16 protein-coding genes are annotated in these 26,463 nt (G+C 61.6%); 9 read left to right on the top strand and 7 right to left on the bottom strand.

The genetic code is table 11. The features are described 5' to 3' along the window. The first annotated feature begins 2 nt into the window (after positions 1–2). The 3 genes from QD356_RS07360 to QD356_RS07350 all read left to right on the top strand — a co-directional run bounded on the left by QD356_RS07360 (position 3) and on the right by QD356_RS07350 (position 2,530). Positions 3–740 (top strand): alpha/beta fold hydrolase, encoded by a 738-nt coding sequence (locus tag QD356_RS07360; RefSeq protein WP_192839528.1) that lies wholly within the window; start codon positions 3–5, stop codon positions 738–740. Then, positions 737–1,438 (top strand): RraA family protein, encoded by a 702-nt coding sequence (locus QD356_RS07355; protein WP_192839527.1) that lies wholly within the window; start codon positions 737–739, stop codon positions 1,436–1,438. The genes QD356_RS07360 and QD356_RS07355 overlap by 4 nt, the downstream gene beginning before the upstream one ends. A 75-nt stretch (positions 1,439–1,513) precedes the next feature. Next, on the top strand, positions 1,514–2,530 hold the full coding sequence (locus QD356_RS07350; protein ID WP_192839526.1) for a nuclear transport factor 2 family protein: 1,017 nt from the start codon (positions 1,514–1,516) through the stop codon (positions 2,528–2,530). A gap of 330 nt (positions 2,531–2,860) precedes the next feature. On the opposite strand, the gene QD356_RS07345 is transcribed toward QD356_RS07350, so the two are convergent. Together QD356_RS07345 and QD356_RS07340 are read right to left on the bottom strand one after the other, a co-directional pair. Further along, a complete protein-coding gene (locus QD356_RS07345) occupies positions 2,861–3,088 on the bottom strand; it encodes a helix-turn-helix transcriptional regulator (protein WP_192839525.1) in 228 nt (75 codons plus the stop codon). Next, positions 3,088–3,684 carry a helix-turn-helix transcriptional regulator gene (locus tag QD356_RS07340; RefSeq protein ID WP_192839524.1) on the bottom strand — a complete coding sequence of 199 codons (597 nt, stop codon included), beginning with the start codon at positions 3,682–3,684 and terminating at the stop codon, positions 3,088–3,090. The genes QD356_RS07345 and QD356_RS07340 overlap by 1 nt, the downstream gene beginning before the upstream one ends. A gap of 465 nt (positions 3,685–4,149) precedes the next feature. On the opposite strand from QD356_RS07340, the gene QD356_RS07335 reads away from it, so the two are divergent. The 3 genes from QD356_RS07335 to QD356_RS07325 all read left to right on the top strand — a co-directional run bounded on the left by QD356_RS07335 (position 4,150) and on the right by QD356_RS07325 (position 6,584). Beyond that, entirely contained in the window at positions 4,150–4,677 is a 528-nt protein-coding gene (locus tag QD356_RS07335; protein ID WP_192839523.1) for an ester cyclase, read from the top strand. 59 nt (positions 4,678–4,736) lie between these two features. Then, the gene (locus QD356_RS07330) at positions 4,737–5,753 is read left to right on the top strand and encodes an ester cyclase (RefSeq protein WP_192839522.1); all 1,017 of its coding nucleotides are present in this window, start codon (positions 4,737–4,739) and stop codon (positions 5,751–5,753) included. A 387-nt stretch (positions 5,754–6,140) separates the two neighbouring features. Continuing rightward, positions 6,141–6,584 (top strand): hypothetical protein, encoded by a 444-nt coding sequence (locus QD356_RS07325; protein WP_192839521.1) that lies wholly within the window; start codon positions 6,141–6,143, stop codon positions 6,582–6,584. A gap of 349 nt (positions 6,585–6,933) precedes the next feature. Here QD356_RS07325 and QD356_RS07320 read toward each other — a convergent pair whose 3' ends face one another. The 5 genes from QD356_RS07320 to QD356_RS07300 all read right to left on the bottom strand — a co-directional run bounded on the left by QD356_RS07320 (position 6,934) and on the right by QD356_RS07300 (position 22,147). Further along, positions 6,934–15,195, bottom strand: coding sequence for a polyketide synthase (locus tag QD356_RS07320; RefSeq protein WP_279877359.1), 8,262 nt, complete (start codon positions 15,193–15,195; stop codon positions 6,934–6,936). Continuing rightward, on the bottom strand, positions 15,192–16,913 hold the full coding sequence (locus QD356_RS07315; RefSeq protein WP_192839515.1) for an LTA synthase family protein: 1,722 nt from the start codon (positions 16,911–16,913) through the stop codon (positions 15,192–15,194). The genes QD356_RS07320 and QD356_RS07315 overlap by 4 nt, the downstream gene beginning before the upstream one ends. 377 nt (positions 16,914–17,290) lie before the next feature. After that, complete coding sequence (locus QD356_RS07310) at positions 17,291–18,175, bottom strand: SDR family NAD(P)-dependent oxidoreductase (protein WP_225996697.1); 885 nt, start codon at positions 18,173–18,175, stop codon at positions 17,291–17,293. A 132-nt stretch (positions 18,176–18,307) separates the two neighbouring features. Then, positions 18,308–19,678 carry a capsular biosynthesis protein gene (locus QD356_RS07305; protein ID WP_279877353.1) on the bottom strand — a complete coding sequence of 457 codons (1,371 nt, stop codon included), beginning with the start codon at positions 19,676–19,678 and terminating at the stop codon, positions 18,308–18,310. A gap of 102 nt (positions 19,679–19,780) precedes the next feature. Then, complete coding sequence (locus QD356_RS07300) at positions 19,781–22,147, bottom strand: capsular polysaccharide biosynthesis protein (protein ID WP_225996695.1); 2,367 nt, start codon at positions 22,145–22,147, stop codon at positions 19,781–19,783. Positions 22,148–22,516: 369 nt separating this feature from the next. Between QD356_RS07300 and QD356_RS07295 the strand changes: the two genes are divergently transcribed. The 3 genes from QD356_RS07295 to cysD all read left to right on the top strand — a co-directional run bounded on the left by QD356_RS07295 (position 22,517) and on the right by cysD (position 26,375). Beyond that, positions 22,517–24,277, top strand: coding sequence for an SLC13 family permease (locus QD356_RS07295; RefSeq protein ID WP_192839514.1), 1,761 nt, complete (start codon positions 22,517–22,519; stop codon positions 24,275–24,277). 146 nt (positions 24,278–24,423) lie between these two features. Further along, the gene (gene cysQ / locus QD356_RS07290; RefSeq protein WP_192839513.1) at positions 24,424–25,272 is read left to right on the top strand and encodes a 3'(2'),5'-bisphosphate nucleotidase CysQ; all 849 of its coding nucleotides are present in this window, start codon (positions 24,424–24,426) and stop codon (positions 25,270–25,272) included. A 161-nt stretch (positions 25,273–25,433) separates the two neighbouring features. Beyond that, a complete protein-coding gene (gene cysD / locus QD356_RS07285) occupies positions 25,434–26,375 on the top strand; it encodes a sulfate adenylyltransferase subunit CysD (protein ID WP_035158792.1) in 942 nt (313 codons plus the stop codon). Positions 26,376–26,463: the final 88 nt, after the last annotated feature.

Below are 26,463 nucleotides of genomic sequence, written 5' to 3'. Positions count from 1 at the left end.
CTATGCGCAATAAACCACCTCTTGTGCTGCTCCCCGGCACGCTCTGTGATGAGCGTCTCTGGATGCCCCAGATTGAGGCCCTGATCGGTCGCGCGGATATCCTTGTACCCCGCATCGATAGTCGTGATGACTTGGAGGGTCTGGCACGTGACATCCTGAAGCGAATCCCTTGGCCCAGCTTCAATCTAGCGGGGTTATCCATGGGCGGGATCCTGGCGCTCTCTCTCCAGCGCCAGGCGCCGCAGCGGATCGAACGGCTAGCGCTGCTCAACACGAACCCGTTCGCTGAGACCCCGGAACGACAGGCGCAGCGGCGCAGTGATATCGAGCAGGCCGAGACGATGGGCATCGCCCGCTATGCTCGTGAGGTCTTGGCGCCGCTGTATCCCGCAGATGGCACTTTGGGCGATACAGGCCATGCCGATCTGGTCGTTGCCATGGCCGAGCGGGCCGGGCTCGAGGCCTTCCGGCGCCAGGCCTTGGCCTTGCGAGATAGACCCGATGGCAGCGCTGGGCTCTCCGCCATCTCTCAGCCGACTCTGGTGCTGTGCGGTGACGGTGATCGCCTGTGCCCCCCGGCGCGACATACCTACCTGGCCGAGCACATTCCTCATTCTGACCTGATGATCCTAGAGGGCGTCGGCCACCTGAGTACCCTGCAAGCGCCAGAAACTGTCAGTCAGGCCCTAGGGCACTGGCTGACGCGCGAACTTCCCCCCAAACAATGGAGAAACTCATGACACTGAGCCCGTCACTACTTGAGATGCTGCGCCGCTTTGATACCCCCACCGTGGCCAACGCCTTGGACCTCGTACGCGGCACACGCAGTGCCGAGGGCTTTACTCGTCGGTCTTTCGTCGCCGCTGATCCGCAGGCAGGGCCTCTGGTCGGCTATGCCCGCTGTGCCAAGATCCGTGCCCTCACGCCGCCGGAAGAGGACGCGGCCACAATTCGGGAGCGTCGCCTCGCTTACTACCGTTACGTCGCTGACAGCCCCGGCGATAGCCTGATGGTGATCGAGGACGAGGATGGTGAGGATGCCGTGGGCGCCTACTGGGGTGAGGTCAATACCTGCCTGCATAAGCGCCTCGGGGTCAGCGGCGTGCTGACCAACGGTGTGATTCGCGACCTTGATGATCTGGAGCCTGATTTCATTGTGCTGGGTGGCCGCGTCGGCCCTTCCCATGCCTATGTGCGGGTCACGGCCGTGGATGAGCCGGTAGAGGTGTTTGGCATGCGCGTGGTGCCTGGGGATCTGGTGCATGCCGACCGGCACGGCGCGTTGCGTCTGTCGCCGGAGGAGGCGCAAGCCCTGCCTGAGGCGATCGACCGCATCGTCGGCGCCGAGAGCGATCTGCTGGCACGCGCCCGGGCGCCAGGCTTCGATTTCGACAAGCTGCTCGAGGCCTGGGAGGCCTTCGAGAAGCGCCGTGTGTAAGGCTCGCGGGTTCTCATATTCATTTCGATTAACCACCGGGCACACGAGCTTACCAGCCGTATTCAGGAGAGCAGCATGTCTTCGCACCAAGTCAACAAGGCTCTGATTCTCGACTTCTATCGCGAGCTTGAGAACGCGACGCCCGAGAATGTCGAACTCATTCTCGCCTCATACATGAGTGATGAGTGCCATTGGCGTGGCGTGTATCCCTTCGGCGAGCAGTTTGGGGCAGAGCGTATCGCCGAAGCATTCTGGCGTCCTTTCTTGTCTGCTTGGGCATCGGTACAGCGCCGTCAAGATATCTTCTTTGCAGGCACCAATGGCAGTGATGACAGCCATTGGGTGGTTAGCATGGGTCACCTGGCGGGATTACGTGATCGCGCTTGGCTGGGAATTCCGCCGACGGGGAAACTGGGCTTTCTTCGCTATGCCGATTTTCATTGTATAGAGAACGGGCGAATCACCCGTACCGGTTTCTTCTGCGACCTGATTGGCGTGATGCAACAGGCTGGGTTGAATCCACTTCCCTCGCAGACCGGGGCTTCTATCCTGACGCCGGGGCCGCGAACTCATGACGGCCTGCTTTATGACAAGCAGGCGCCGGCAGAAGGCGAGAAGACTTTGTCACTGGTCAATCGGATGGTCGATGACCTGACCTTCCTCAACCAGAGCGGTAACGACAGCTGTCCGCCCGAGCTGTTGGCTCAGACCTGGCATGAGGACATGGTCTGGTACGGGCCTGCCGGCATCGGGGCAACCTGTACTATCCCGCGTTACCAAGAGCAGCACCAGTCCCCCTTCCGAAAGGGTTTGAAGGGTAAGGTTTTCAATGGGCATATCACCCGTTTTGCCGAGGGGAACTATGCCGGCTTCTTCGGCTGGCCAAATTTGACGAACACACCAACTGGTGGCTTCCTCGGCTTGCCCGGTGGCGAGGTGGCTGCGGACATGCGGGTTGTTGATATATATCGTCGAGAGGGTGACAAGCTGGCCGAAAATTGGGTATTGATCGATCTTCCCTACTGGCTCAAGCAGCAGGGACTCGACATCTTGGAGCGTACTGCCGGTCTGGTAGACAGGGATCGATCGTAGGTCACAATCCAAAGGCCAAGAGCTCTTCGTCATTCTCTTTCACGATGTAGTGCTCTTGGTCCACATGGCAGTGTGCTGAGCCTTCTTCGAGGAGATGGCTTTCATTCTCGCCCGCGTCCAACCGAGCTTGGCCGCGGCTAATAGCATAAATTCTCGAGCCCCCTCGAAATGCGCCGGAATGCGGAGGCAGGCGCGATCTGCATCGTAAAACTTAAATTGTTTATCGAGGTATAAGGGGTAAGAAGAGACGGTGTGATAATGGCTCTCGCAATCACCTAGGAACAGGTGGTTGGCGTCATTGCCACGCATCATCTCAATACTGGAAATGGTCTATGGCTGGTCGACCAGATCGCCAATGCTCAGACGGAATGCCTTGGCGATGTGCAGGGTCACTGCCAAGGTGGGGCTAGCGCGGCCGTGCTCGATTTGACTGAGTATCGAGCGGCTGACGACACTGGCTGAGGCGAGCTGAACCAGCGTCAGGTCGCACTTCTTGAGTTGGTGGGTGTCATGGTCACCAAAGGGCGCTTTTTCCAATAAAAGGAAAACATTGGTCATTATCGGTTAGGCAACGAGCGGCGTACATGAGTGCGGTAATGTTGAGGGCTTTGGCCGGTCAGTGCCTTGAAACGTTTACTGAAATGATAGGCATCGCAGAAGCCGAGTCGCTCGGCGATATCGGCGATACTCGCATCGCCATGCACAAGCATTGACATGGCCTGGCGCAAGCGCCGTTGATCGATATATTGCTTGGGGCTCATGCCGAGTGCGGACTTAAACAGTTCGCCGAAGCGGTTCCGCGACAGTGAGCAGTGCTCTGCCAATTCTGCCACGCTCGGAAGTGGCGCAGGGCGTTGCTCGATCAATTGCAGGGCCACCTGAAGGCGGGCGAGGGTCGCCAGGCGGTGTTCGGGTTCCGGCTGCCGGCGTGAGGCCGCCAGAATCTCAGCCAAGAAGCGGTAGGCGTCGGCATGGCGGGTCGCTAGGGCTTCCAGGCTGATGTTGTCCTGCCGGGCCAATGTGGCCGTCAAGGCACTGGTTGCTAGAGCAGCATTTTTGGCGGCCTCCCCGGCGATCACTCTTGGGACGCGATAGCCCGAAAACACATCCATGTCGTGATACAGGCTGAAGTGGATGTGCAGTCCATTGGCCATGGTTCCCGGAGCAAATGTCAGGGCATGGCGGGCACCTGCAGACACCATTAGCACCTCCCCTGGCTTCGCCGTCACTTGGCATCTATTCCCCTCTATTGTTCCTTCTATATTTATTTTTGGCTCTTCCTGATCGTCGTATGTACAAGTGTACGCACCTTCCACGACATGCAGTACAACCCAGTAGGGCATGACCCGCCAGCCGGTCTCGACACAGTGACTACTGCGGTGAGCAGACCATTCGACGCGATACTCCAATGGTATCTCATGAGATAGAGGTGCTGTCGTCATGCGAGTGAGAAAGATTGCTGTGAGGGCAAGAGGCGCTCCATACATGCTTGGCCGGCTGTGTGATCTGCTTCAGTGCAAATATACATGAAGGTCGAGGTGTCTGACCATGTGCCGTCGGCCGTCGCCTCCCTAGACTGAGTAGACACCTTAATTACCATCCAGCCAGGAGTTAGCACTATGTCAGGTGCCCGTCCGATTCAAGCCGCTCTCACCCAGAACAATGATCTCTCGAAGACCGAGGAAACCCTGTCCAGCATTGATGCCATGGTCGATGGCCTCAATGATCACGATATCGAGGGGATGGGGAGGTTTTTCTCTGAGTCATTCCGTTGGATGGGCAATGCCGGTTGCGGCATGAAACAAGGGCTTGCCGAATTCCAGTCTAACTGGCAGCGACCATTTCAGGAGGCGTTTTCGGAAAAGGTCTGCATCGACGAGGCTCGTCTGACGCAAGGGGAGTGGTGTGCAGCCTTTGGGCGACAAGAGGCTGTGCATTCGGGAACCTTCATGGGTATCCCCGCGACCGGCAAGCGGGTCGTGATCCGCTACATGGATTTCTGGAAGGTCGTTGACGGCAAGATCGTTGATAACTGGGTCATGGTCGACTTTCCTTCTGTGATGCAGCAGCTCGGCGTCGATCCCTTCGATGGGCATGGCTGGGAACATCGGGACAGCATGCCGGCGCCGCTTCGCTACACCGAATAACAGTAGAGCAAGACATTGCCTCCGATGCATGATCATTCTATATACTGAGACTGACTAACATGTACTCGATTTCCCAACAGAAGGGCGTAATCGGCCGGCTGCACGATACGCTTTACAATATTGATGTGTCTGAATTGCAAGAGCGCCTGTCCGAACTATTTGCGCCGGACTGTGATATTCACTTGGCCCATCCCCTAGGCCAGATGCAAGGCCCCCAAGCATTATATGAGAATGCCTACGCGCCTCTATTGACCGCCATCCCTGATCTAGAACGACGAGACTACATCATGATTGGAGGGGAAGACGGTCAGCCTTGGGTAGGCTGCGCGGGCTTCTATACTGGCGTCTTCGAGCGTCCTTGGTTGGATATCCCGCCGACCCAGCATATCGTTACCATGCGCTATGCAGAATTCTTTAGGGTTGAGGGGGGGCGCATCGTCGAAATGCGTGCTCTATGGGATATCCCCGAAATAATGATGCAGGCTAATGCTTGGCCGATGGGGCCGAGCTTGGGGCGTGAATTGTTGGTCCCAGGGCCGGCGACCCAAGATGGCCGAGTCACAGCTGTTCAGGATAAGTCGCGAAGCTCGCAGAGTCTTGCGTTGGTAAGCGACATGCTTGAAGGGCTGGGTAAGTATGCCGAGGGGGGTGTTGAAGCCATGGAATTGGAGCGTTTCTGGCATCCCAAGATGGTATGGTATGGGCCGGCCGGTATAGGCTCCAGTCGTCGAGTCTCCGGTTTCCGCCATTGGCATCAGAAACCTTTCCTCGGAGGAATGCCGAATCGTCGCTCAATGAAGCAGGACATCATGTTCGCTGAGGGCGATTATGTCGGGTTGTTCGGCTGGCCTGCCCTCGAGGCTACAATCAGCCAAGATGGCTGGTTGGGCATTGCCCCCTCAGGCCAGCACGTCACCATTCGTAGCCTCGACTTTTGGCGCTGTGAAGGTGACCGTATTCGTGAGAACTGGGTGTTGGTCGATCTAATGGACATCTATCACCAAGTTGGCGTGGATGTGTTGGCCCGCATGCGGGAGTTGACACCTGATCGCCAAGCTCAGCCCCCAAAGTTATAAATAAGTGGTTATTCTTTACCCCCTTCCTCCCGCTCTGCGGACGGTGAGGGAGGGGGTGGGGCTGTTCGTGGTTATTTAGTGACGTCTGTCAGTTGCTCACCTTTCTCATATTGGTCAGATCTAATTTTTATCATATGCAAATGAGGGCGGTCTCAATGACCAAGCGCAACACCTGACCATCCGGTATGGTGTTGTCATGACCTCTCGTTCTTGCCATCTCACTGCTGTAGATCGAGCCGCTATCATGATGATGCGCGCCCTGCACTCGATCCGGACCATGCCACTCACTTGGGGTGGGCACCAAGTACTGTTTCGCGGGCAGTTGCTCGCCACACCATCAATCACGTCATTGGCTACGATGTCAGCTTGGCTGGCTAATGGGCTCGCTTGACGCGTCATCAATCTCGTCGTCGCCTCAAGCTGCATCCTGACGGGCCGCTTTACGAGGTGGTGGACTACCTGCTGCGCAAGTCACCGGAACAGATAGCCCGCACACTGAAGTGTATGACTCCCAACGATCCACGTCGCCAAGCCTCTTATGAGACCATCTATAACGCGCTCTATGTAACGCCCCTCGGCAGCCTCGAGAAGGGGCTCATCGCCAATCTACGACAGTGTATCGGCAAACGCTGGCTACGCAGTCGCGGCACAGATCGACGCAACCAGATTCCCCTTCTGCTCAGCATCCATATGCGGCCGCCTGAAATCGAAGACTGGCTGATGCCAAGCCCATTGGGAAAGCTATCTCATCAGGGTGCTAACAACAGCTCTGCCGTCGGTACTCTGGTGGAGCGTACTACGCGCATGGTAATTCGGGCGAAAGTAGATTAAACCACTGCCACGGTGGCGGCCGTCGGCTTCAGCGACAAGCTCAACGAGGCGCCGCGAGTCATACGTCTCTCTAGGTCTATAACTAAGGAAAAGTGATGGTGAAGCATGCGAGATCACGTAGAAGGCCGATACAGCGATCTACTTTTCTGGCCCGCACAGCCCATGACCTTGGGGCTCTAGCCTAAGTAAAGTTAGCCAGTTCGCGCCAAGATTCAGTAGATAATGTGGCGTTTTGCGCTCATTCGATAGCAAATTACATACTGCCTGAGCAGTAATCCAAGTAACTGACAGAAAAAAGGCGAGAGTAGTAGCGTTACCAGCTCTCGCCTATCACTTGGTGTGTTGATACTTATTTACTCAAGGCAGCAGTGTCTTCCCCTTGAGCGATAAAGTTGCCGCCATGCTGCTTCACCAGCTGCGCCATGGCCTGGTCTTCGGCGCTACTTTCGGCTTCTTCGCCGTCGGCATTACCCATCTTGTGCATCAGGCGCTCCGCCAGTCGCCACAGGGTGGCAGCTTCACTGATCATCATCACCGGAATGCTGATGCCCAGGCGCGCCTCGACCGCTGCCATCAGCTCGACTCCCATCAGCGAGTCGAAGCCCATGTCGTAGACGCTCTTGTTGACGTCGATGGCGCTGGCGTCGATCAACAGAATCTTGCTCAGCTCACCCTTGAGAATCTCGACGATGGCGGTCTGCAGCGCTTCGCCGCTCAATCCCGCCAGTGCCGCGGCGATATCATCCTGCTGCGCCTGGCTGTTGTCATCCTCACCGGCGCGGCGGGCGATTTCCTCGAAGCGCGGCGTGGCGGCGGTCGGCAGGAAGCGTGCAAGCGCGCCCCAGTCCAGTTCCAGCACGCCCAATGAGCGTCCCGGCAAGTCGAGTGCCTGGGCCTGCTGATCCGCGCGGATCATCTCGCCGAGACAGGCCAGCGCGTGGTCTGCCATCAGCGCATCACCGCCGAGGCGATTCTTGAGCGCTTCGCGGGTCTTTTCGTTGCGAGCCAGGAAGCCGGCATCCTCGATCGCACCCCAGCGTGCGCAGGTGGCGGGCAGGCCACGCGCACGACGGTGGGCGGCGAGGCCCTCCAGCCAGTGGTTGGCCGCCACGTAGACGCTCTGTCCCGGGTTGCCGAACAGGGTGGTGGCCGAGGAGTAGAGCACGAAGAAGTCCAGCGCATGCTCGGCACTCAGGCGATCCAGCAGGCGCGCACCTTCCAGTTTCGGCGTCATCACGCGCTGGATGCGCTCGGCATCGAGATGGCGAATCAGCGCATCATCGATCACCGCGGCGGCATGGATGATGCCCTTGAGCGGTGCGATGCCGTTGGCGTCAGCAGACTTGCCGAAGCGTGCGAACACCTTTGATAACGCGGCCTCATCGGCGACATCACAGGCCAGCGCATGCACGTTCACGCCCCGGGCCTCGAGACGCGCGACACCTTGCTGTGCTTCTTCACTGGCCGCGCCGGAGCGCCCGAGCAGTACCAGCTCACGCGCGCCCATCGCGGCCAGCCATTCGGCGCTGCGCAGGCCAAAGCCGCCCAGACCGCCGGTGACCAGATAGCTGGCCGCCGGGTCGATCGTCAGTGTCTTTTGATTGGCCGCTAATGCGTCTGAACGAGGGGGCACTGCACTAGCTGTCTGCTCAGCGGCGTGTTCGGCGACGCGCTGAGTGACGACGACCTTGCCGATCTGGCGGGCCTGCTGCATGTAGCGGAAGGCCTCGACCACCTGGCTGGCATCGAAGGTGGTGTAGGGCAGCGGTGCCAGGGTGCCGTCCTCGAACAGCGCCATCATCTCGCGGAACAGGCGCGTGGTCAGGCCCGGGCATTCCTTCATCAGCTGATCGGAATCGATGCCGAAGTAGCTCAAGTTGTTGCGGAACGGACGCAGCCCCATCGGGGTGTTCTCGTAGAAGTCGCGCTTGCCCAGCTCACAGAAGCGCCCGAACGGCTTGAGCACGCGCAGGTTCTGGGCGATGGCTTCACCGGCCAGCGAGTTGAGCACCACATCGACACCACGCGCATCGACGGATGGGTCACGCTGCTGACGTGCGGCGAGATCGGCCAGGATATCCTCGGCGAAGCCATGGCTGCGCGAGTCATAGACGTTGGTGATGCCCATCAGCGCAAGGAAGTCGCGCTTGGCCGGCGAGCCGACGGTGGCGAACACCTCGGCGCCCAGCCATTCGGCGATCTGCAATGCCGCGATGCCCACGCCGCCGGCGGCGCCGTGAATCAGTACCTTCTCGCCTTCTTCCAACCGCGCCAGATGCTTGAGCGCGTAGTAGACGGTGAAGAAGGTGGTCGGGATGGTCGCCGCGGCTTCCAGGCTGACGCCGTGGGGCACATGAGCCAGCGCCGTGTCGGCAATCACCAGACGATCGGAGAAGCTGGCCGGGCCGAAGCCGACCACGCGCTCACCGACCTTGAATTCGGCATTGGTACCGGCCTGAGTGACGATGCCCGAGAACTCGAGTCCCAGGCTCGGGCCGGAGAAGCCGTGTTCGATGGCCTCATCCGACAGCAGGCCGAGGGTGTACATGACATCGCGGAAGTTGAGGCCGGTCGCCTCGACACGCACTTCGACTTCGCCGGCTGCCACGGCGGGCAGAATGCGTGGCTGCCATTCCAGATTGCGCAATTGGCCGGGCTGGCTGAAGCCGAGGCTGACGCCGTGGCGCTGAGCGCCTGGGGCTTTAGAGGCTGATGTCTGCGAGCCTGAGATCTGCAAGCGGGTACTCTCGCCACCAGCGGCCTGCTGAGGCGCCGCCACCTGACGCAGGCGTGTCGCGAAGCGCGCGCCAGTGGCATTCAGCACCACTTCCTGCTCGTGATCCGGCGCTTCGAGTTCCTGTACCAGCGCGCCCATCAAGGCCGGCATGCTGACGGCGTCGTGCTCCAGCGTCGGCGTATCCAGCAGGCGAATGGCCAGCGACTGGCTCTCGTTGGCCAGACTGCGCGCAAAGCCCCAGCTGGCGGCATCCGCCGGCGGGGTCGCTGCGGGGGCGCCATCTGTCTGCCACAGCGTCGCAACGTCATGTGTGAGCACCCACAGGGTCGGGGCCACGCGGCTGTCGTCCTGCTCCTGGGCGCTGTCAAAGGCCTGGGCGACTTGCGTCAGCAGTTGTTGGCGTGCGCACTGGAGAGCATTGGTGTGATCCGCACCATTCTGCTCAGCTGTCGCCGCAGCACTGGGCAGCGCGATCAGGTGATCAACGTCGCCAAGCTGCTCGATCAGTGCGGAGACGTCCGCGGGCAGGCTGGCTGACAGGCGCTGATGGCTGACCTGATGACCACGCGCGGCGAGTGAGTCGCTCAAGCGCGTCAGCAGTGCCTGATCCGCCGGTGCCTGCGGGCTATCCAGCAGCGCGATGGAGAGCGTGGCGGCTTGGCTTTCTACAGCTTTGCTTTCTGCGGCTAAGCTTGCCACTGCTTCGCTTTCCACTGATCCACTTGCCGCCGACTGGTCTTCAGCGGTTTTCGCAAGAGCCGCAAGCGGTGCCTGAGCGGCAAGCGTCGCGGACAGCCACCAGGCGCCTGATGTTTCAGTACCCAAGTGATCGCTGGCCAGGCTATCGCTGGCAGGCGCTGGTGACTCGATGTCGAGGCCCAGCTGGGTCAAGAGACGCTGCCATTGCGCTATGCCCGGATGACTGCGCAGCTGCTCACCATCATCGAGGGCCAGAATCGGCCCGGCCCAGGCCGCCGGCTCACAGCCACACAGCAGCAGCTGCGCGCCTGGGGCCAGACGGGCGATCAGTGCTGTCAGCAGCTCGCGCGCCTGTGACGGTGCCTCGAAGTCCAGATGCACGATGGCGAGCTGCGTCCTGTGAGTCGTGGCGGTGTCCTGGAAGGCCTCGCCCGCGATCACGTCGATCAGCGGCAAGTCATCCTGCAGGCGACTGGCTTCACTGAGGGCGCCGGCACTGGCGGCCACGAAGCGGTAATCCAGCGCTGCGTAGCGACCATTGCGTGCGTCCGCCTCGCGCAGTGTCGCGAGACGCTGGCCCAACCAGGGGCCGCCGGCCCCCAGCTCCAGTACATCGAGACGCTGTCCCGCAGGCAGGGCGGCAAGTGCGCTGCTGATGCGTTGATCGAGCTGTGCGCTCAACCACTGCCAGCCAGCATTGCCGACCGCCGTCTTGAGCAGCGTCGGGATCAGCGGCTGGCGCAGATGCTCCAGTGCGGCACTGGCGTCCGTCGAGAGCAGCGCCTCGCGATCTGCCACCGCTTCATCAGCGGTGCCGTCCAGCTGAGTCCCTTCTGACTGAGCGCCGTCCAACGGGATGCCGTCCAACGGCATGCCGCGATTGAGCCATTCATCCAGATGCAGGTGCAGGCGACCGGCGGCATGCGTCAGCGGGAACTGGCCCGGGTAGTCGCGTACCAGCAGCTGCCAGATGTCATTGGCGGCGGGCAGATCCAGCGAGTTGATCTGCCAGTCGCCGTTGTCGAGTGCTTCCGTCAGGCCTTGTGATTCGGCCCAGTCGAGCAGGGCACGGCTGAACAGCGGACAGCGTCGCTGCCAGCGCGACAGTGCCTCGTGATCCAGATGGGCCAGCTCCGGGTCGCCCGGCGCTGCGTGACGCAGCAGAGTCTCGTGGACGCTGGCGAGCATCAGGCTGTCGAGTAGCGGCTCCAGCTCATCGCGGAAGCACTGGCTGTCGGCCAGCAGTGCCTGTGCGCTGGCGGCCGCGTCGCTCTCAGCAATGTTCTCACCAACATTCGCATCTCCACCCTCACCACCTTCACCACTATCGGCAGCCTCTGATGCCTGCATGGCGTCATTCACCAGGCCTGCGAGATCCAATGCCGGCGCGGACGGCTGAGTGAGCGGGTGCGGTGCGGCAGTCAGTTCGATATCCAGGTAATCCAGATGCGCCGTGCCATCACGTCCCAGGCGTACGGCGCGGAAGCGGGCCTCTTCGGCAACTGCCACGGCGCGGCCTTCGGCGTCGAACAGCTCGAAATCGGCACACAGGGAGTGCGGGCCACGCGAGCGCAGCACGACACGTGCCGTGACGATCTGCGAGGCGCGTACTTGCTCACGCACCTGCAGGCGTCCGACGCGCACCGGCACGAAGGCCATGCCATTGCTGGCCGCCATCTGGCCCTTGAGTACGCCCAGCAGCGGAATGAAGAGCTGGAAGGCGCTGTCGAGCACGCCGGGGTGCAGGTGGAAGTCGGCATCCTGGCTGGCCATTTCCTCGGTCAGCGAGAAACGGGCGAGTACCTGAGGACGCGCAGTGCCCGGTGCGTGATGGTCGGCGCCCGCGTCGACCCAGATCTGCTCGGCGGCGCGGAAGTGCGGGCCGTAATGCAGGCCGAGTTGCGCGGCAGCCGCCACGTGCTCATCGCGGCCGAAATCGGCGGCGCGAGTGGGCATGATCGGGGCGGCTCGCTCCAGCAGGCGTCCACGCGTGGCGGTGAAGGCGCGCGCCACGGCGTGCAGATTCCACTTGTCGGCATCTTCCGCGCGTGTCTCACGACTCTCCAGACGCATGGCGCCATTGGCGCTGTCCAGCGACAGGCGGGTCAGACGCAGCGTGCTGTCATCGAGCAGCAGCGGGGCGCGAATCTCGAAGTCTTCCAGGTCCAGCACGTCGGGCTGGCTGTCCGCATCGGCGCTGGCGGCCTGCCATTCGTGGGCGGCGGCCAGGCACTGCTCCAGATAGCCGGCCCCCGGGAAGACGGCACTCTCGCCGACCTGGTGATCGGCCAGCCACGCGACCTTCTGGGTGTCGAGCTGGGCTTCCCAGGTCAGGCGTTGCTGGGCGAGACGATAGCCGAGCAGCGGATGTACGTAATGACGATCCAGCAGACGCTGGCTTTCGCTGGTGGTCTGGAGCCAGCACGGAATACGTTGCCACGGGTAGCTTGGCAGCTCGATGAACTGACCGGCGACCGGGAACAGGCCGGTGATGTCGACGGCGCCGGAGAGCAGCACGCGACCGCGCAGATGCTCCAGGGCATCTAGCCCGGCATGGCGACGGTCGAGACTGGCGAGCACCTGGCCGGCGGGCGCCTCGTCACTGCGCGCCTTGAGGATGTCGTTCAGGTAGCTGCGCAGGATCGGGTGCGCGCCGATCTCGACCAGCAGGCGATGGCGGCCGAGGGCAGCGTTCTCTTCCGCCTCGGAATGCCAGTTGACCAGCGACGTGACGGCGGCCTCGAACATGACCGGCTGACGGATGTTCTCCCACCAGTAGCGTGCGTCCAGCTGCTCGCCGGCAATGACGCTGCCGGTGACGGTGGAGATGAACGGGGTATGGGTGGCGCGAGGTGTCAGGCCGTCGAGGGATTCGAGAAGGCCTGACTTGATCGGGTCCATCGCCGGGCTGTGGAAGGCGTAATCCAGCCCCAGTACCCGTGCGAAGGTGCCCTGGGCGGAGAGCTCCTTGCTCAGCGCTTCCAGCAGCTCACGCTCGCCGGCCAGGGTGGTGCCGCGCGGCCCATTGATGCCGGCCAGTGACAGCGACGCCCATTGCGGTTGCTCCAGCCATTCGCGCATCTCGCACTCGCCGAGGCCGACGGCCATCATCGCGCCGGTGCCACGGGTGCGCCCCTGGTGGTAGCTGCGCTGGAAGATGACGCGGGTGGCCTGTTCGAGCGTCAGCGCGCCACTGGCCCAGGCGGCAGCGACTTCGCCGACGCTGTGGCCAGTGACGGCAGCAGGGCGGATACCGCGCTCGATCAGCCACTCGGTGACCGCGACCTGCAGCGCGAACAGCGTCGGCTGGGCGATCTCGGTGGCGTCCAGGCGGTTCTCGCCTTTCTCGCTCAGGCTGCCGTCCAGCTCCTTGAGCAGCTCGAAGCCATTGAAGTCGCGGAAGGCGACATCGAGGCGTTCAAGACAGGCGCGCACGCTGGCGGATTCTTCCAGCAGGGCACGGCCCATGCCGGCCCACTGGCAGCCATTGCCGGAATACACGAACACCGGGCCGCGCTCCTGCTGCACGCTGCTGACGACTTTTGCGCCATGGCGCGGCGATGCACCATTGTCGCTGGCGCTCGGCAATGCCGGCAGACGGTCTGCCAGGGTAATGCGCGGATGGTCACCGAGATCCCCTTCGCTGCCGAGGGTGTCGAGGTCCTCGAGCAGGGTGGTGAAGGTATCCGCGCTGAGCAGGGCACCATGCACATGGTGCTCGCGGCGGGCGGCCAGCTGCCAGGCGAGATCGTAGAGGCTGGGCGCCATGTCGTGGGCGGCGAGCTCACGCAGGTGCTCTGCCAGCTCCAGCGCGGATTGCTTGAGCGCCTGCGGGGAACGGGCGCTCAGGCGCAGCGGCGGCGTCTGTTCACCTTCACTGCTCGGTTGCGCTACCGGCTGTTCGGGGGCGCTTTCCAGCAGCACGTGGGCATTGGCACCGCCGAAGCCGAAGGAGTTGACGCCGACGACCAGGCGACCGTCCGCCTTGAGCTTGCGCGGCTGGGTGACGATATCCAGATTCCACTCGTCGGTACGAATCTTCGGATTCAGACGCTGGATCTTGATCGTCGCTGGCACTTCACGGTGCGCGATCACGCCGAGTGCCTTGGCCAGGCCTGCCACGCCAGAGGCGGTTTCCAGGTGGCCCATGTTGCTCTTGATCGAGCCGATCGGCAGCGGGCTGGAGCGCTTCTGGCCGATGGCGGCGCCGATGGCGCGGGTTTCCAGCGGGTCACCGACCGCGGTGCCGGTGCCGTGGGCCTCGAGGTAGTCGATCTCGTCCGGGCTGATGCCTGCCTGCTCGCAGGCCTGTTCCATCAACTGGATCTGCGCCGCCGGGTTGGGCACGGTCAGGCCGGACTTGTAGCCGTCGGTATTGACCACGGAAGAGGCCACCACGGCGAGGATACGATCGCCATCGGCGATGGCCTGATCGAGATCCTTGAGCAGGAAGACACCGCCGCCCTCGGAGCGCGCATAGCCGTCGCCAGCCTCATCGAATACCTGACAGCGGCCGGTCTTCGACAGCATCGTGGCCTTGGAGAAGATCAGGAAGCCGTACGGATGCAGGTGCAGGCTGATGCCGCCGGTCAGCGCCATGTCGGTCTCGCCGCTTCTGATCGACTGGCAGGCCTGATGGAAGGCGACCATTGAAGAAGAGCAGGCGGTATCCAGTGACAGGCTCGGGCCGTGCAGGTCGAAGGCATACGACAGGCGGTTGGAGGCCACGCTGGAGGTATTGCCGGTCGCGGTATTCGGGCCGATGGCGCTGAGGTCATCCGCCATGCGATAGGAATAATCCAGGCTGGCGATGCCCATGAAGACGCCACAGCGTGAGCCGCGCATCTTCTCGGCGGGGATGCCGGCGTGCTCGATGGCTTCCCAGCTCATCTCCAGCAGCATGCGCTGTTGGGGGTCCATGCTGGCGGCTTCGCGCGGGCTGATGCCGAAGAAGGCCGGGTCAAAGCCGGTGATGTCGCCCAGTGAACCTGCGGCGAAGCTGTAGCTCATGCCCGGGGCTTTCTTGTCCGGGTGCGAGAGAGACTCCTTGCTCCAGCGGTCGTCGGCGACTTCGGTCACCATGTCCTTGCCGGCCAGGAGGTCGTCCCACAGGGTGGCCTGAGTGGTGCCGGGGAAACGGCTGGCTGCGCCGATGATGGCAACGCGTCGGGTCATGACAAGCTCCTGAACTTCTGAGTCACGGCACTGTGGCGAGCATGTTTCGCGGTCGCCTTCAGCAGCGCACTTCCTAATGTATCGATATTGATGACGCGCGGGTCGCCCTTGCGGCATTGCTCGTCAGTCTTGAAGGGCCCTTCACAATCGAGGGCCCACTCCATCAGCTCCGGGTCCTTGTCGCGCACGGCCGCCATGGTCTGGCGGGCGGTGTCGTCGGACTCCGGCAGGGCGCTGGACCAGATGAAGCTGTCGGTCACGCCATTGGGCTCGCCCAGGGTCGCATAGACCTCGGGCATGATCGGCACATGGTCTCCATAGAAACACAGCAGCCCGCCGCGCGGCAGTCGCGCCAGCGCGGTGGTGAGCTGATCGATCATCGCGTCGGCATTCACCAGATGACGCAGATAGATGCCCAGTTCCTGACAGTTCTCCGGCAGGTTTCCGTCATACCATTCCGGCAGACGTGCGCTGTCGAAGGTTTCCAGATGCAGCGGGCCGTGATTCTCCATGGTGATCACCTGGATGAACAACGGCGTGTCGCCGGCTTCCAGCAGGCAGTCTTCCACCTTGGCGGCCACGGCGGCATCGCTGATGTACTGGCCGCTCCTGTCGGCATCGCTGAAGTGGGCGATGTCGAGGAATTCATCGAAACCGAGCTGTTTCAGCACCTGATTGCGCAGATAGAAGGTGCCGGGATAGGGATGGATGCACAGCGTGCGATAGCCCATTGCCTTGTAGCTGGCGGCCAGATTGGGCACGGCGCGACGCGCCAGCTGATGGTAGGGATTGAACTGGTGCACGCCGAGCTCCTCGGCGGTCAGCCCCGTCAGGAAGGCGGTCTCGGTGCGCACGGTATTGGCGCCCCATGCCGGCACGGCCAGACGGCCACACGGCAGCCCCTGGGCCAGGGCGGTGAAGTGGCAGCGATCCAGGTTCGGCAGCAGATCGTCACGTACCCGGGGATAGACGCGGCGGGCATCGAAGAAGGATTCGCTCTGCACGCTGACCACATGGGGCAGTGCCTTGGTGGCATCCTCATCATCGAGTTCGCGCAAGGTGGCGTCGAGTTCGCGCTGTGCCTCCTCCAACGGATTGCGCAGCGGCGTCAGCGGGCGACGCGCCAGCCGCGCATAGGCCAGCAGATAGGGCACCATGCCCAGCTCGCTCAGGTCGAACTCGGGGACCAGCATCACCTTGCTGGCCAGACGGTTGCCCAGGGCGTAGACCAGGAGGCTCGCGCCGAGCAGTACGCTGATCAACGGCACCAGCCATAGAGCGGCGTTGCCTGAGTAGGCGACGGAGAAGCCCAGCGCGGGCTCGAGCCAGAGTCCCAGACCGATCGCCAGCGCCCCGGCCGTGGTCGCGGCGATGGTCAGCCCGATACCGAAGAAGGGGATGTACAGGCGCGGGTGCTTGATGGCGTCGGTGAAGTACTCGAAGTCCTGGCTGAGGAAGGGTTCGCGCAGCGACACGTACTTGGTGTGGCTGACCTGAAGCACCACCAGCCACAGCGCATTGACGACGATCAGCGAGAACCAGGGGCGCTGGGTGATCAAGGTGCACAGTGACCAGCTGGCGCACCAGTAGCCGACATGTGCCAGCCTGGCGCTGACGGGGCGACGCCAGAATGCGGCTGGCGGTGTTGTCATCTGTTTCAGCAGCAGATGCTCAAGCCCCAGCGTCAACCCGAGGCCGACCAGCAGTGGCCCGGCCATGAAAGACACAAACGCAATGACAAACTCCATGTAATGCCGACCTCGTTAGCCTCTGCCGTCGCAGGGCTGTGTAGTGTCCGGTCGAGTACTCGACCCTGATCAAGATCCATGGCGACGAGGGGAGTGACAAGTCGGCCCCTCGCCGCAGTATTTTCAGGCGCTCTGGTGTCCAGATCCTGATCGTTCCAGCGTGTCCAACTGCCGCTATGGCGTTCCCGCCACTGTCTTCCTTATCGATCCTGCACGATGTACTCCAGTGGCAGGTGCTGGGGTATTACGCTAACTCATTGTCATGACAATGGAAAAATGCTGAGCCATCGCCTGCTGCTCATGGCGGGCCGGCTCGCGGTTCAGGCTCACGAAGACGCAAGCCCCGATCAATGAGTGTAATTGAACCACCCGAGCAGGCGCTGGGAGATTCCGGCGGGCAGGACACTCAACCACCAGCACCCGAAGTTGAGCGGGAAGGGGAAGCTGATACGCGCCCGGTTACGCGCTGCACCCTTGAGGATGCGGCGTGCGGCCTCCTCGGGTGGCATCTCGAAGGGCTTGGGCCCCGGCATGGCCTCACACATCGGCGAGGTGACATAGCCGGGCATGACGACGGTGACACCCACGCCATGGGGTTTGAGCCAGCTGCGCAGGCCTTCGCCATACGCCTTGACCGCCGCCTTGCTGCCGCTGTAGCTGGGCGTCAATGCCAGGCCATGCCACGCCGCGAGGGAGCTGAGCAGTACCAGCTGACCACTGCCGCGCTGCTTCATCGCCATGGCCAGATGATGGGCCATGCCCAGGGTGCCAATCACGTTGGTCTGCAGCAGGCGGCGTGAATCCTCCCAGCGCTCTCCGTTGCCCTGGGGGCCGATATCGGTATTCATGCCGGCGTTGGCGATGGCGATGTCCGGCACGCCGCGCGCGCAGACTTCATCCAGCCAGGTGAACAGGGTCTCTTCATCACACAGATTGAGTACCGTGCATTCCACCTCGGCGCCCAGCTTGCGGCAGTCGTTGGCGATCGCATCGAGCTTGCGCTGCTTGCGGCCGGTGAGGATCAGCGTGGTGCCCGTCTCGGCGTAGGCGCGTGCCAGGGCGCCGCCGATCTCGCCTGTGGCACCGGTGATCAGGACGCGTCGCAGGCGGCTGGCATCCTGCGTGGCTTTCGCACTGGCGTCGCTCTCTGCAGGCCGGCTATCCGCTCGGTGAGTGCCAGTGTCGCGCTCAGCGTCGCTAGGCTCTGGCTGCTGGGGGGGCATGGCCGTCATCTTTGGTCTCCTTGAATCCCGACACCGAAGGTCGGCAGTTCCCTTGCGTTTCTCGTTATGGTCGGGTGAGAGAGGCTGCCATCGTTGGCGTGTCTCACCGTTGTTGCGTGGTCCAGCAGTCTTTTCGCATGTTCAGCAGCGGCTCAACATGTTCTCCAGCGGCGAGCGTTCGGCGCACAGTATCTTGGAGGCGCCCAACACGGCCAGTTGCATACCCGGCTTGCAGTAGAAGCCGCCATTGAGCTGCACGGTATGAATCACCGTATTGCGGAAATGTCGGAAGAGCGTCGTGTCGGGGCGCTGGCCCTGGGTCCAGAAATCATGCAGCGAACCCTGGAAGGTCAGGCCCGGCAAGTTGAAGATCGGGTCACCCATGCAGAAGGTCGGGCAGCGATACTGCAGCGCCACGTTGCCGGTCGTGCTGTTGACCGTGATCATGCCCTTGGCCTGCTGCAGCAGCTTCTCCAGATTGCCGCTCTCCAGGTAGACGATACGCCCGATAAGGTCGTAGCGGCGCTCCAATGAGCGAATCAGCCCCGGGTAATCCACCAGGCCCATGTCGAGGGGATGGTTCTTGATCACCAGGCGGGCACCGCGTGGCGCATTCAGGGCGAAGCTCTTCATCACCCGCTGGATGACTTCCTGCATGTTGGCGAAGCGCGAGTGGTGGCGTATCTGGGCATCGGTATTCAGCTGCAGCGGCAGCATGTAGTAGGGCGCGCCACTGCCCATCAGCTGATCGATACGCTTGGCGTCACGTCGCTTGTACCAGCGCATCAAGGGCAGTCGTGTCGCATAGCCCGCGTATTCCTGCACGGCGTGAATGCTGTGCGGCCGGTAGCGCGGGAACAGCAGCGGATTGGCCGCGCCCGCCAGGTGGTAGGTGATGTCATGACGCGCACGCTCACGGAAGTAGGACTTGAAACGCTGCGGCGTGGGGGCATCTTCGAGGTGTTTGCCTGCCTCACGGAACCAGTCAGGGTCGCGTGGCAGCAGGGAGTGGCCATTGACGCCTTCGCGCTCCAGTGTCACCCAATAGGGACGGAAGTAGCCTTCTTCGAACACGTGGGTACGGATGCCGAGGTATTCCGCCTTGAGCACGGCATCACGATGTACCGGGCGTCGGTCGCCGAACAGCACCTGATCGGTGACGTGATGCTTGCGCCAGAGTTCGGCGATCCAATCCCCGAGGTCCTCGAGCTTGCCGCGATAGGCATACGCCTTGTCGTGGCGCCAGTAGAAGCTGTCGCCGCTGTTGAAGTTGACCTTGATGACCTCATGGCCATCCTGCTTGAGCTTTTTCGCCAGCTGCAGGAAGAAGGGCGAGCACACCCCCTGCAGCAACATGAAGACGCGCCGGCGTCCCCCCTCACGGGGGCGCAGCTGGATATCGGGTGCCTTCGATACTGCCCAGCCATCGCTGATGAGAGGGGCTGAAGGCTGATTCAGCGGGGGCGTCAAGACGGCATCATCAGACAGCTTTGCAAGAGCGCCATCGCTCATGATCCGCTCCAACGCCTGGCCAAGCCTTCCGCTGACAGGTATGTCGGCTCCGGTTGGTGGCGTGAGGCTGAGGGTTGGTGTCAGACGTCCATGTTCCATGAGTCAGTGCTTCCCGATGAACAATGCTCGATAGCCGCGATATAGCCGGGTTTTCCAGGGTAATGAAAGTCGCATGGTGCCATTCCTGAGCATGGTTCGTTGGCGTTCAAGTATCGTGACGACTGTTTCGGCATTGCATAAGTCCCCCCGATCGGGATCCACGTAGATCGGATATTCGATCAGCGCACCAGCGACAAGGGCATCCACGCTCAAGGTGCGCGTCCGTCTTGGACAGTCGATCTGGTCTTCGGTCAACCCCCAACCGGCATAGAAGGGCAGGCCATGGGTCGTGACGGGCACACCTCGTATCAGGGCTTCAAAGCCGGCCAACGAGCACAGCGTATGCAGGCGGTCGATCTGTGTGAACAGATCACTGATATTGCCCTTTGAAAGCTCGAGGTCATAGGTGCCGGGCGTTTGCGACACTTCTCCCACACGGCCTCCTGATACAACGTCAGGATGCGGCTTGTAGATCACGTAAGCTTCAGGATGCAATTCGCGCGCCGCCTCAAGCAAAGCCTGGTTGGTACGAATTCCGGGGCAGGCATGGCGAATGGAGGCGTCCGATTCCACCTGGCCCACCACAAGGACAATCTCCCGATCCTGAGCAAGCTCTCGTAAGTCGGGCAACGTGTCGTCCTGAGAGTTGTACTTGCTCAACCCTAGCGAAATGATGCGCTCTCTCAGCCGGCGTGCACGGGCCAGCTCTGCATCACTTGGCTCATGATGCTCCAGCCACTCTTCTAGCGTGCTGGCTCGACTGGCATCGAAATGCATGGCCTTGTCGTCAACTACCAGCGACAGGGGGCGGGTGAGGTCGACACCCAGGCCGACTGAGCGCAGAAAGCCATCTTCCATCATCCAGAGTTCACCACCTGCCTCTTTGACCTGCGCCTGGCGCTCTGGCGGCGTACGGCCAGCCCAGCTCAATATTCTCTGGGGGGGCGAGCCGGTGTCCTGCGGAGAAAGACGTTGCAGCGCGCGTTCAGGCTTCTTCTCGAAACGCAGCTGAGACCAGGGGCCAAGGAAATAACCGATGAACTTCTGCTTCCAGCCAGAAAACTCGAGCCCCTGCCAGTGACCTGCCAGTCTGGTAGCCATTCGCTTCTGGTCTGCAAGCAGCTGAATGATCTCTTCGAGCGCCGCGGCCTGCTGGGTATAGGGATTGGCATAGCGGCTGTATTCGAGATAGGCCGCGGCAAACACCTGCTCAAGCGTGCGTGACTCGCCTCGGCGCGGACATTGCTGCCGATCTACCGTCAGACCCCATCCGGCATAGAACGGCATGCCGTGGCAGGTCACCGGCAGGCCTGCCATCAGGGCCTCGAACCCAAGCTGGCTGGTCACGACATGGACGCCATCGACCTGTTCGAACAGGCACCAGGGGTTGATGTCGTCACTCAGAAGCGTGCAGCCAAGCTTGCGCGCCTCCTCCAGCAGATAGCCGCGCTTCTTGCCGGCGATCACATCCGGATGCACCTTGACCCACACCTCGGCTCCCTCGATGGCGCAGGCCTCCCTCAGCATGGCAAGGAAAGTCTCCGGGCTGGCCATGCCGCCCACGACAGACGCATCCTCGGCGGTCTGATCCACGATGAGAAGTCGCTGCATGCCAGGCTTTCGGGCAGGCAGCTTGCGCTCTGGTGCATGGTTGTACTTGCTCAAGCGATGCATGCGGAGGCTTTCGAGAGCCGCGCGTGCGCGCGCCAGCAATGCCTCTGCCTGACGCGTCGGCGCCTCACTGATCAGTTGCTCGAGATCGCTCGGTTGGCGCGCATCGTAATAGATGCCCTGATGATCGACCACCATCGCCATGCCAGGGTAACCGGCGCTTGCCAGGGTCAGAGAACGCAGGAAACCATCTTCCAATGCAACGTAGGGCAATCCATGTTCAAACGCATATTGGCGCGCACGTTTCGCCGTGGGTTTATGTCCCCAACCGACGACACGCATGATGTTTGTCGAAGATGTCTGGCCCACGAATTCTGGCGCAGTATTTATCCCTTTCGATGCCCCGAGTTCTGGCAAAGAATCAGCCTCGCTCGCTGATGGATGTTGTTCTTTTCCTACATTTTTTTTGCTCAGTGTGCCCGTCGGGGCACGTCGCCTGGCAGCGAAAGATAAATTCTTGAAGGTGAGCGAGTTGTCATTGTTCTGACACAAAAGGGGTGTAGGCCCTCTTGTCAGTGGCAGCAACTCGGGAATGAAGCAGGCAAGAAGAGGCTGACGAAAAATACCAGAAGAAAAACAGAGTGATGCCCCAGAGGTCGCGTCATGCGTGACATCTGCTGATCCGTGCCGAGCGTGAGAGGCGCAGGGCAGAGCACGCATGATAAGCCCCCATCCTTGGTTCATTGCCGCCTTCAGCATGCAGGGTGTCCGTTTCAGATAAGAAAAGTGACTGCTTACTCGTGATGCTCAGCACGCCAGGTGAGAGTGTCGTGTGAGACCGTTGACTCAGAGTCCGCAAATAGGGAAAGTACGCAAAGTGACGAACGAATTCAATCAAGTCTTTGCTCGCGATATTGGTAGCAGGCAAATGATTAACCTGTGCTTTATTTTGTTTGTCAGCTTTTTCACTGCATGCTTCAGCAGTAATAGCTTTACTGCTAAAGTGCCACGCTCTGCGATGCATTTTCATTAATGCTCGAGCTTCATGTGAACGTGAAGCGCAGGGCTTGACCAGTAAGAAGCGGCAGGATGCCAAGGGAACGCTAGTAGATGGAAATCGCGCAGCACATGGATGCTTTTGTCACCCTGGTGGTGACGGTAGGAGTGTTGGCAGGGCTTGTCTGGAATCGTTGGCCGGCGGAGTGGCTGATGATGGCTGCTGCCGTGTCGTTGATTCTGCTGGGCGTCATTTCTCCGGCGACCTTCCTGGCCGGATTCGCCAACCCGGGCATCATGACCATCGGCGCGCTTTTCGTGGTCGCCGCCGGCGTGCAGGAAACCGGGGCGCTGCGCTGGATGCTCGAACGTCTGCTCGGGCGCCCCAGCTCGCCTTCTTCAGCATTGGCACGCCTGATGCCGATCACCTCGCTGCTCAGCGCCTTCTTGAACAACACCCCCGTCGTCGCACTCTTCATTGGCCTGGTTCAGGGCTGGTGCGCGCGCATGAAGATCTCGCCTTCGCGTCTGCTGATGCCCATGAGCTATGCCGCCATCCTCGGCGGTACCTGCACCCTGATCGGCACCAGTACCAATCTGGTCGTCGACGGCCTGCTGCAGTCCCAGGCCAATCTGCCCGGGCTCGGCATCTTTGATATCTCTGCGCTGGGCGTGCCTGTGCTGATCATCGGCACCCTGTGGATGGTGCTGATCGGCTGGCGTTTCCTGCCCCAGCGCAAGGGGCTGGTCGAACAGCTCGGCAATGGTCGCGAGTATTCGGTGGCCATGCGAGTGGCCGACAAGGGGCCGCTGCACGACAAGAGCATCGAAGAGGCGGGGCTGCGCAGTCTTCAATTCGGCTATCTGGCCGAGATAGAACGTTCCGGCAAGCTGCTGTCCATGGTCGGCCCAGACACCATTCTCCAGTCCGGTGATCGTCTCATCTTCGTCGGTGTCGCGGACACGGCGCATGAAGTGCGTGTTTTCCGCGGGCTGGAGAGCGATGCCGCAGGCCTGGATCTGGATCATCACCAGCGCCGTATGGTCGAGGCCGTCATCGCCCCTAGCTCCCCCGTCGTCGGCATGAACGTGCGCGAAGCGCGCTTTCGTACTCGCTATCAATCCGTGATTCTCGCCGTGTCACGCGATGGTGAGCGAATCAACAGCAAGGTCGGTGACATCGTGCTGCGTCCCGGCGACACCCTGTTGCTGGAAGCCGCTGCCGATTTCACGCGCCTGCATCGCTATAACCGCGAATTCCTGCTGGTCAGTACGCTGGATGGCAATGGCATGCCCAATCTGACCAAGGCGCCCATCGCACTCGCCGTCATGAGCCTGATGATCATCACGCACCTGGCGGGCATGGCCGAGCTGGTCGAGGCGGCCGTGGCGGCCGCCATTCTGATGGTCTTTACCGGTTGCCTCCCGGCCTCGCAGGCGCGCGCCAGCATCGATGGCAGCGTGCTGGTCGTCATTGCCGCTGCCCTGGGGCTGGGACAGGCGATGACCGACAGCGGTGCGGCCCAGATGGTGGCGGACCAGCTCATGCAGCTGGGCGGGGGGTCGCCGCTTTTGATGCTGGCACTCGTCTATCTCACCACGACGCTATTTACCGAGATCATCACCAACAACGCCGCCGCCGTGTTGATGTTTCCGATCGCCATGGCGGTCAGCGAGCAGCTGGGGGTCTCATTGATGCCCTATGCGATTGCCATCATGTTCGCGGCCTCGGCCAGTTTTCTCACCCCGCTGGGCTATCAGACCAACCTGATGGTGATGGGCCCGGGGGGCTACAAGGTATCCGATTACATGAAAGTCGGTTTGCCGATGAGCATCATCGTCGGCGTCACCTCGGTCGCTCTGATTCCGCTGATCTGGCCCTTCTCGGGCTGATCTGGCCCTTCTCGGGCTGATCTGGCCATTCGCGGGCTGAGTCATTGACGGGTAGAACCAGGCTCTGCTTCGTCTGGCAGCCGCTGGCGAGCGTTACCCTTTACATCGTCAGCCTGGCTGGCGAATTCACACTGACAGGAAGACACATGACGGATACGACAGTGAGCACGACCGACAGCACGACACGCGCCATGTTGAATGCGTTGGAGGCCATTGCTCGCAAGGCGGGCGCTGCCATCATGGAGATCTACGAGAGCGGTGACTTCACGGTCGACATGAAGTCGGATGATTCCCCGCTGACCACGGCAGACCGCGCAGCACATGCCGTCATCGTCGACGGTCTGAAGGCCATGGAGGCCGAATTCGGCGCCACACCGATCCTGTCCGAGGAAGACGCGGACATCAGCTGGGACGTGCGCAGTGACTGGGCGCGTTACTGGCTGGTCGACCCGCTGGATGGCACCAAGGAATTCATCAAGCGCAATGGCGAATTCACCGTCAACATCGCGCTGATCGAGCAGGGCGTGCCGACCATGGGCGTCGTCTATGCGCCGGCCATCGAGACGCTCTACGTCGGTGCCCAGCAGGGAGAAGGCCAGGCCGCCATCGCCGAGAAGCAGGTTGGCGAGGGTGAGCGTCAGGCCATCGCCGTCAGTAATGTGCCGGGCTCCAGCGATAGCTGGCGCATCGTCGGGAGTCGCTCTCACCAGAGCGAAGAATTCAAGGCGTTCGTCGCCGACTTCGCTGCCTGCGATATCGTCGCCATGGGCAGTTCACTGAAGCTGTGCCTGGTAGCGGAAGGGGCGGCAGATCTCTACCCGCGCCTCGGCCCGACCTGTGAATGGGATACCGGTGCCGCGCATGCGGTGGTCGAAGCCGCGGGTGGCCAGGTGCTGAATGCCGAGACCCGTCAGGCGCTGCGCTACAACCAGCATGACAGCGTGCTCAACCCCTATTTCATCGTCTGTGCCAAGCCGGCCGCTCCCTGGGCATGAACCAGGCGCAAGGCAGGGGGTAGGCAAGCGTCACGGGACTGACGCCATGAAGATGTCAGTCTCGTGTCGGAGCAAAGATGTTCTCTTCTCAGTGATATTGGCGAACCATCACGTGCGAAGAGGATAAGGACAACTAGCAGAGTGATCTCAAGGAACCTGTAATGACTGCATCATCTACGGCCGACAAGCTCGGCATCACACCGGAACGTCAGACCCACCTCAAGCAGCTTGAGGCCGAATCCATTCACATCATCCGTGAAGTGGCAGCGGAATTTGCCAATCCGGTCATGCTGTACTCCATCGGCAAGGATTCCGCCGTCATGCTGCACCTGGCGCGCAAGGCCTTTGCGCCGGGCGTGCCGCCGTTCCCGCTGATGCATGTCAACACCACCTGGAAATTCCAGGAAATGATCAAGTTCCGCGACGAGATGGCTGCGGAAGTCGGCATGGAGTTGATCGAGCACATTAACCAGGAAGGCGTCGCGGCGGGCATCAACCCGTTCGATCACGGCAGTGCCAAGTACACCGACATCATGAAGACCGCTGGTCTCAAGCAGGCACTCGACAAGCACGGCTTCGATGCTGCCTTCGGTGGTGCACGTCGTGACGAGGAAGCCTCGCGGGCCAAGGAGCGCGTCTACTCCTTCCGTGACCAGTACCATCGCTGGGACCCCAAGAATCAGCGTCCGGAGCTGTGGAACATCTACAACTCCAAGATCAACAAGGGCGAGTCCATCCGCGTCTTCCCGCTCTCCAACTGGACCGAGCTGGACATCTGGCAGTACATCTATCTCGAATCCATCAAGATCGTGCCGCTGTACTACTCCGCCGTGCGTCCGGTCGTGAAGCGTGACGGCCTCGACATCATGGTCGATGACGACCGTCTGCCGCTGGCCGAAGGCGAAGTGCCGGAAATGAAGTCCGTGCGCTTCCGTACCCTGGGTTGCTACCCGCTGACCGGCGCCGTGGAATCCACCGCCGCGACCCTGCCGGAAATCATCCAGGAAATGCTGCTGACGCGTACCAGCGAGCGCTCCGGTCGTGCCATCGATCACGACCAGGCAGGCTCGATGGAGAAGAAGAAGCGCGAAGGTTATTTCTAGGCCAGGCGCCAGGTATCCGGCTCTGTCGCCAGTAACGGCGATGGCATGCTTCAAGGCAAGCAAGACTCAACGAAATTGACAGGACGAG

This window comes from Cobetia sp. 2AS, from assembly GCF_029846355.1.
GTDB classification, from domain to species: Bacteria; Pseudomonadota; Gammaproteobacteria; order Pseudomonadales; family Halomonadaceae; genus Cobetia; species Cobetia amphilecti.
Note: the sequence above shows the minus strand (reverse complement) of the source record. Positions and strands in the feature narration are given on the sequence as shown.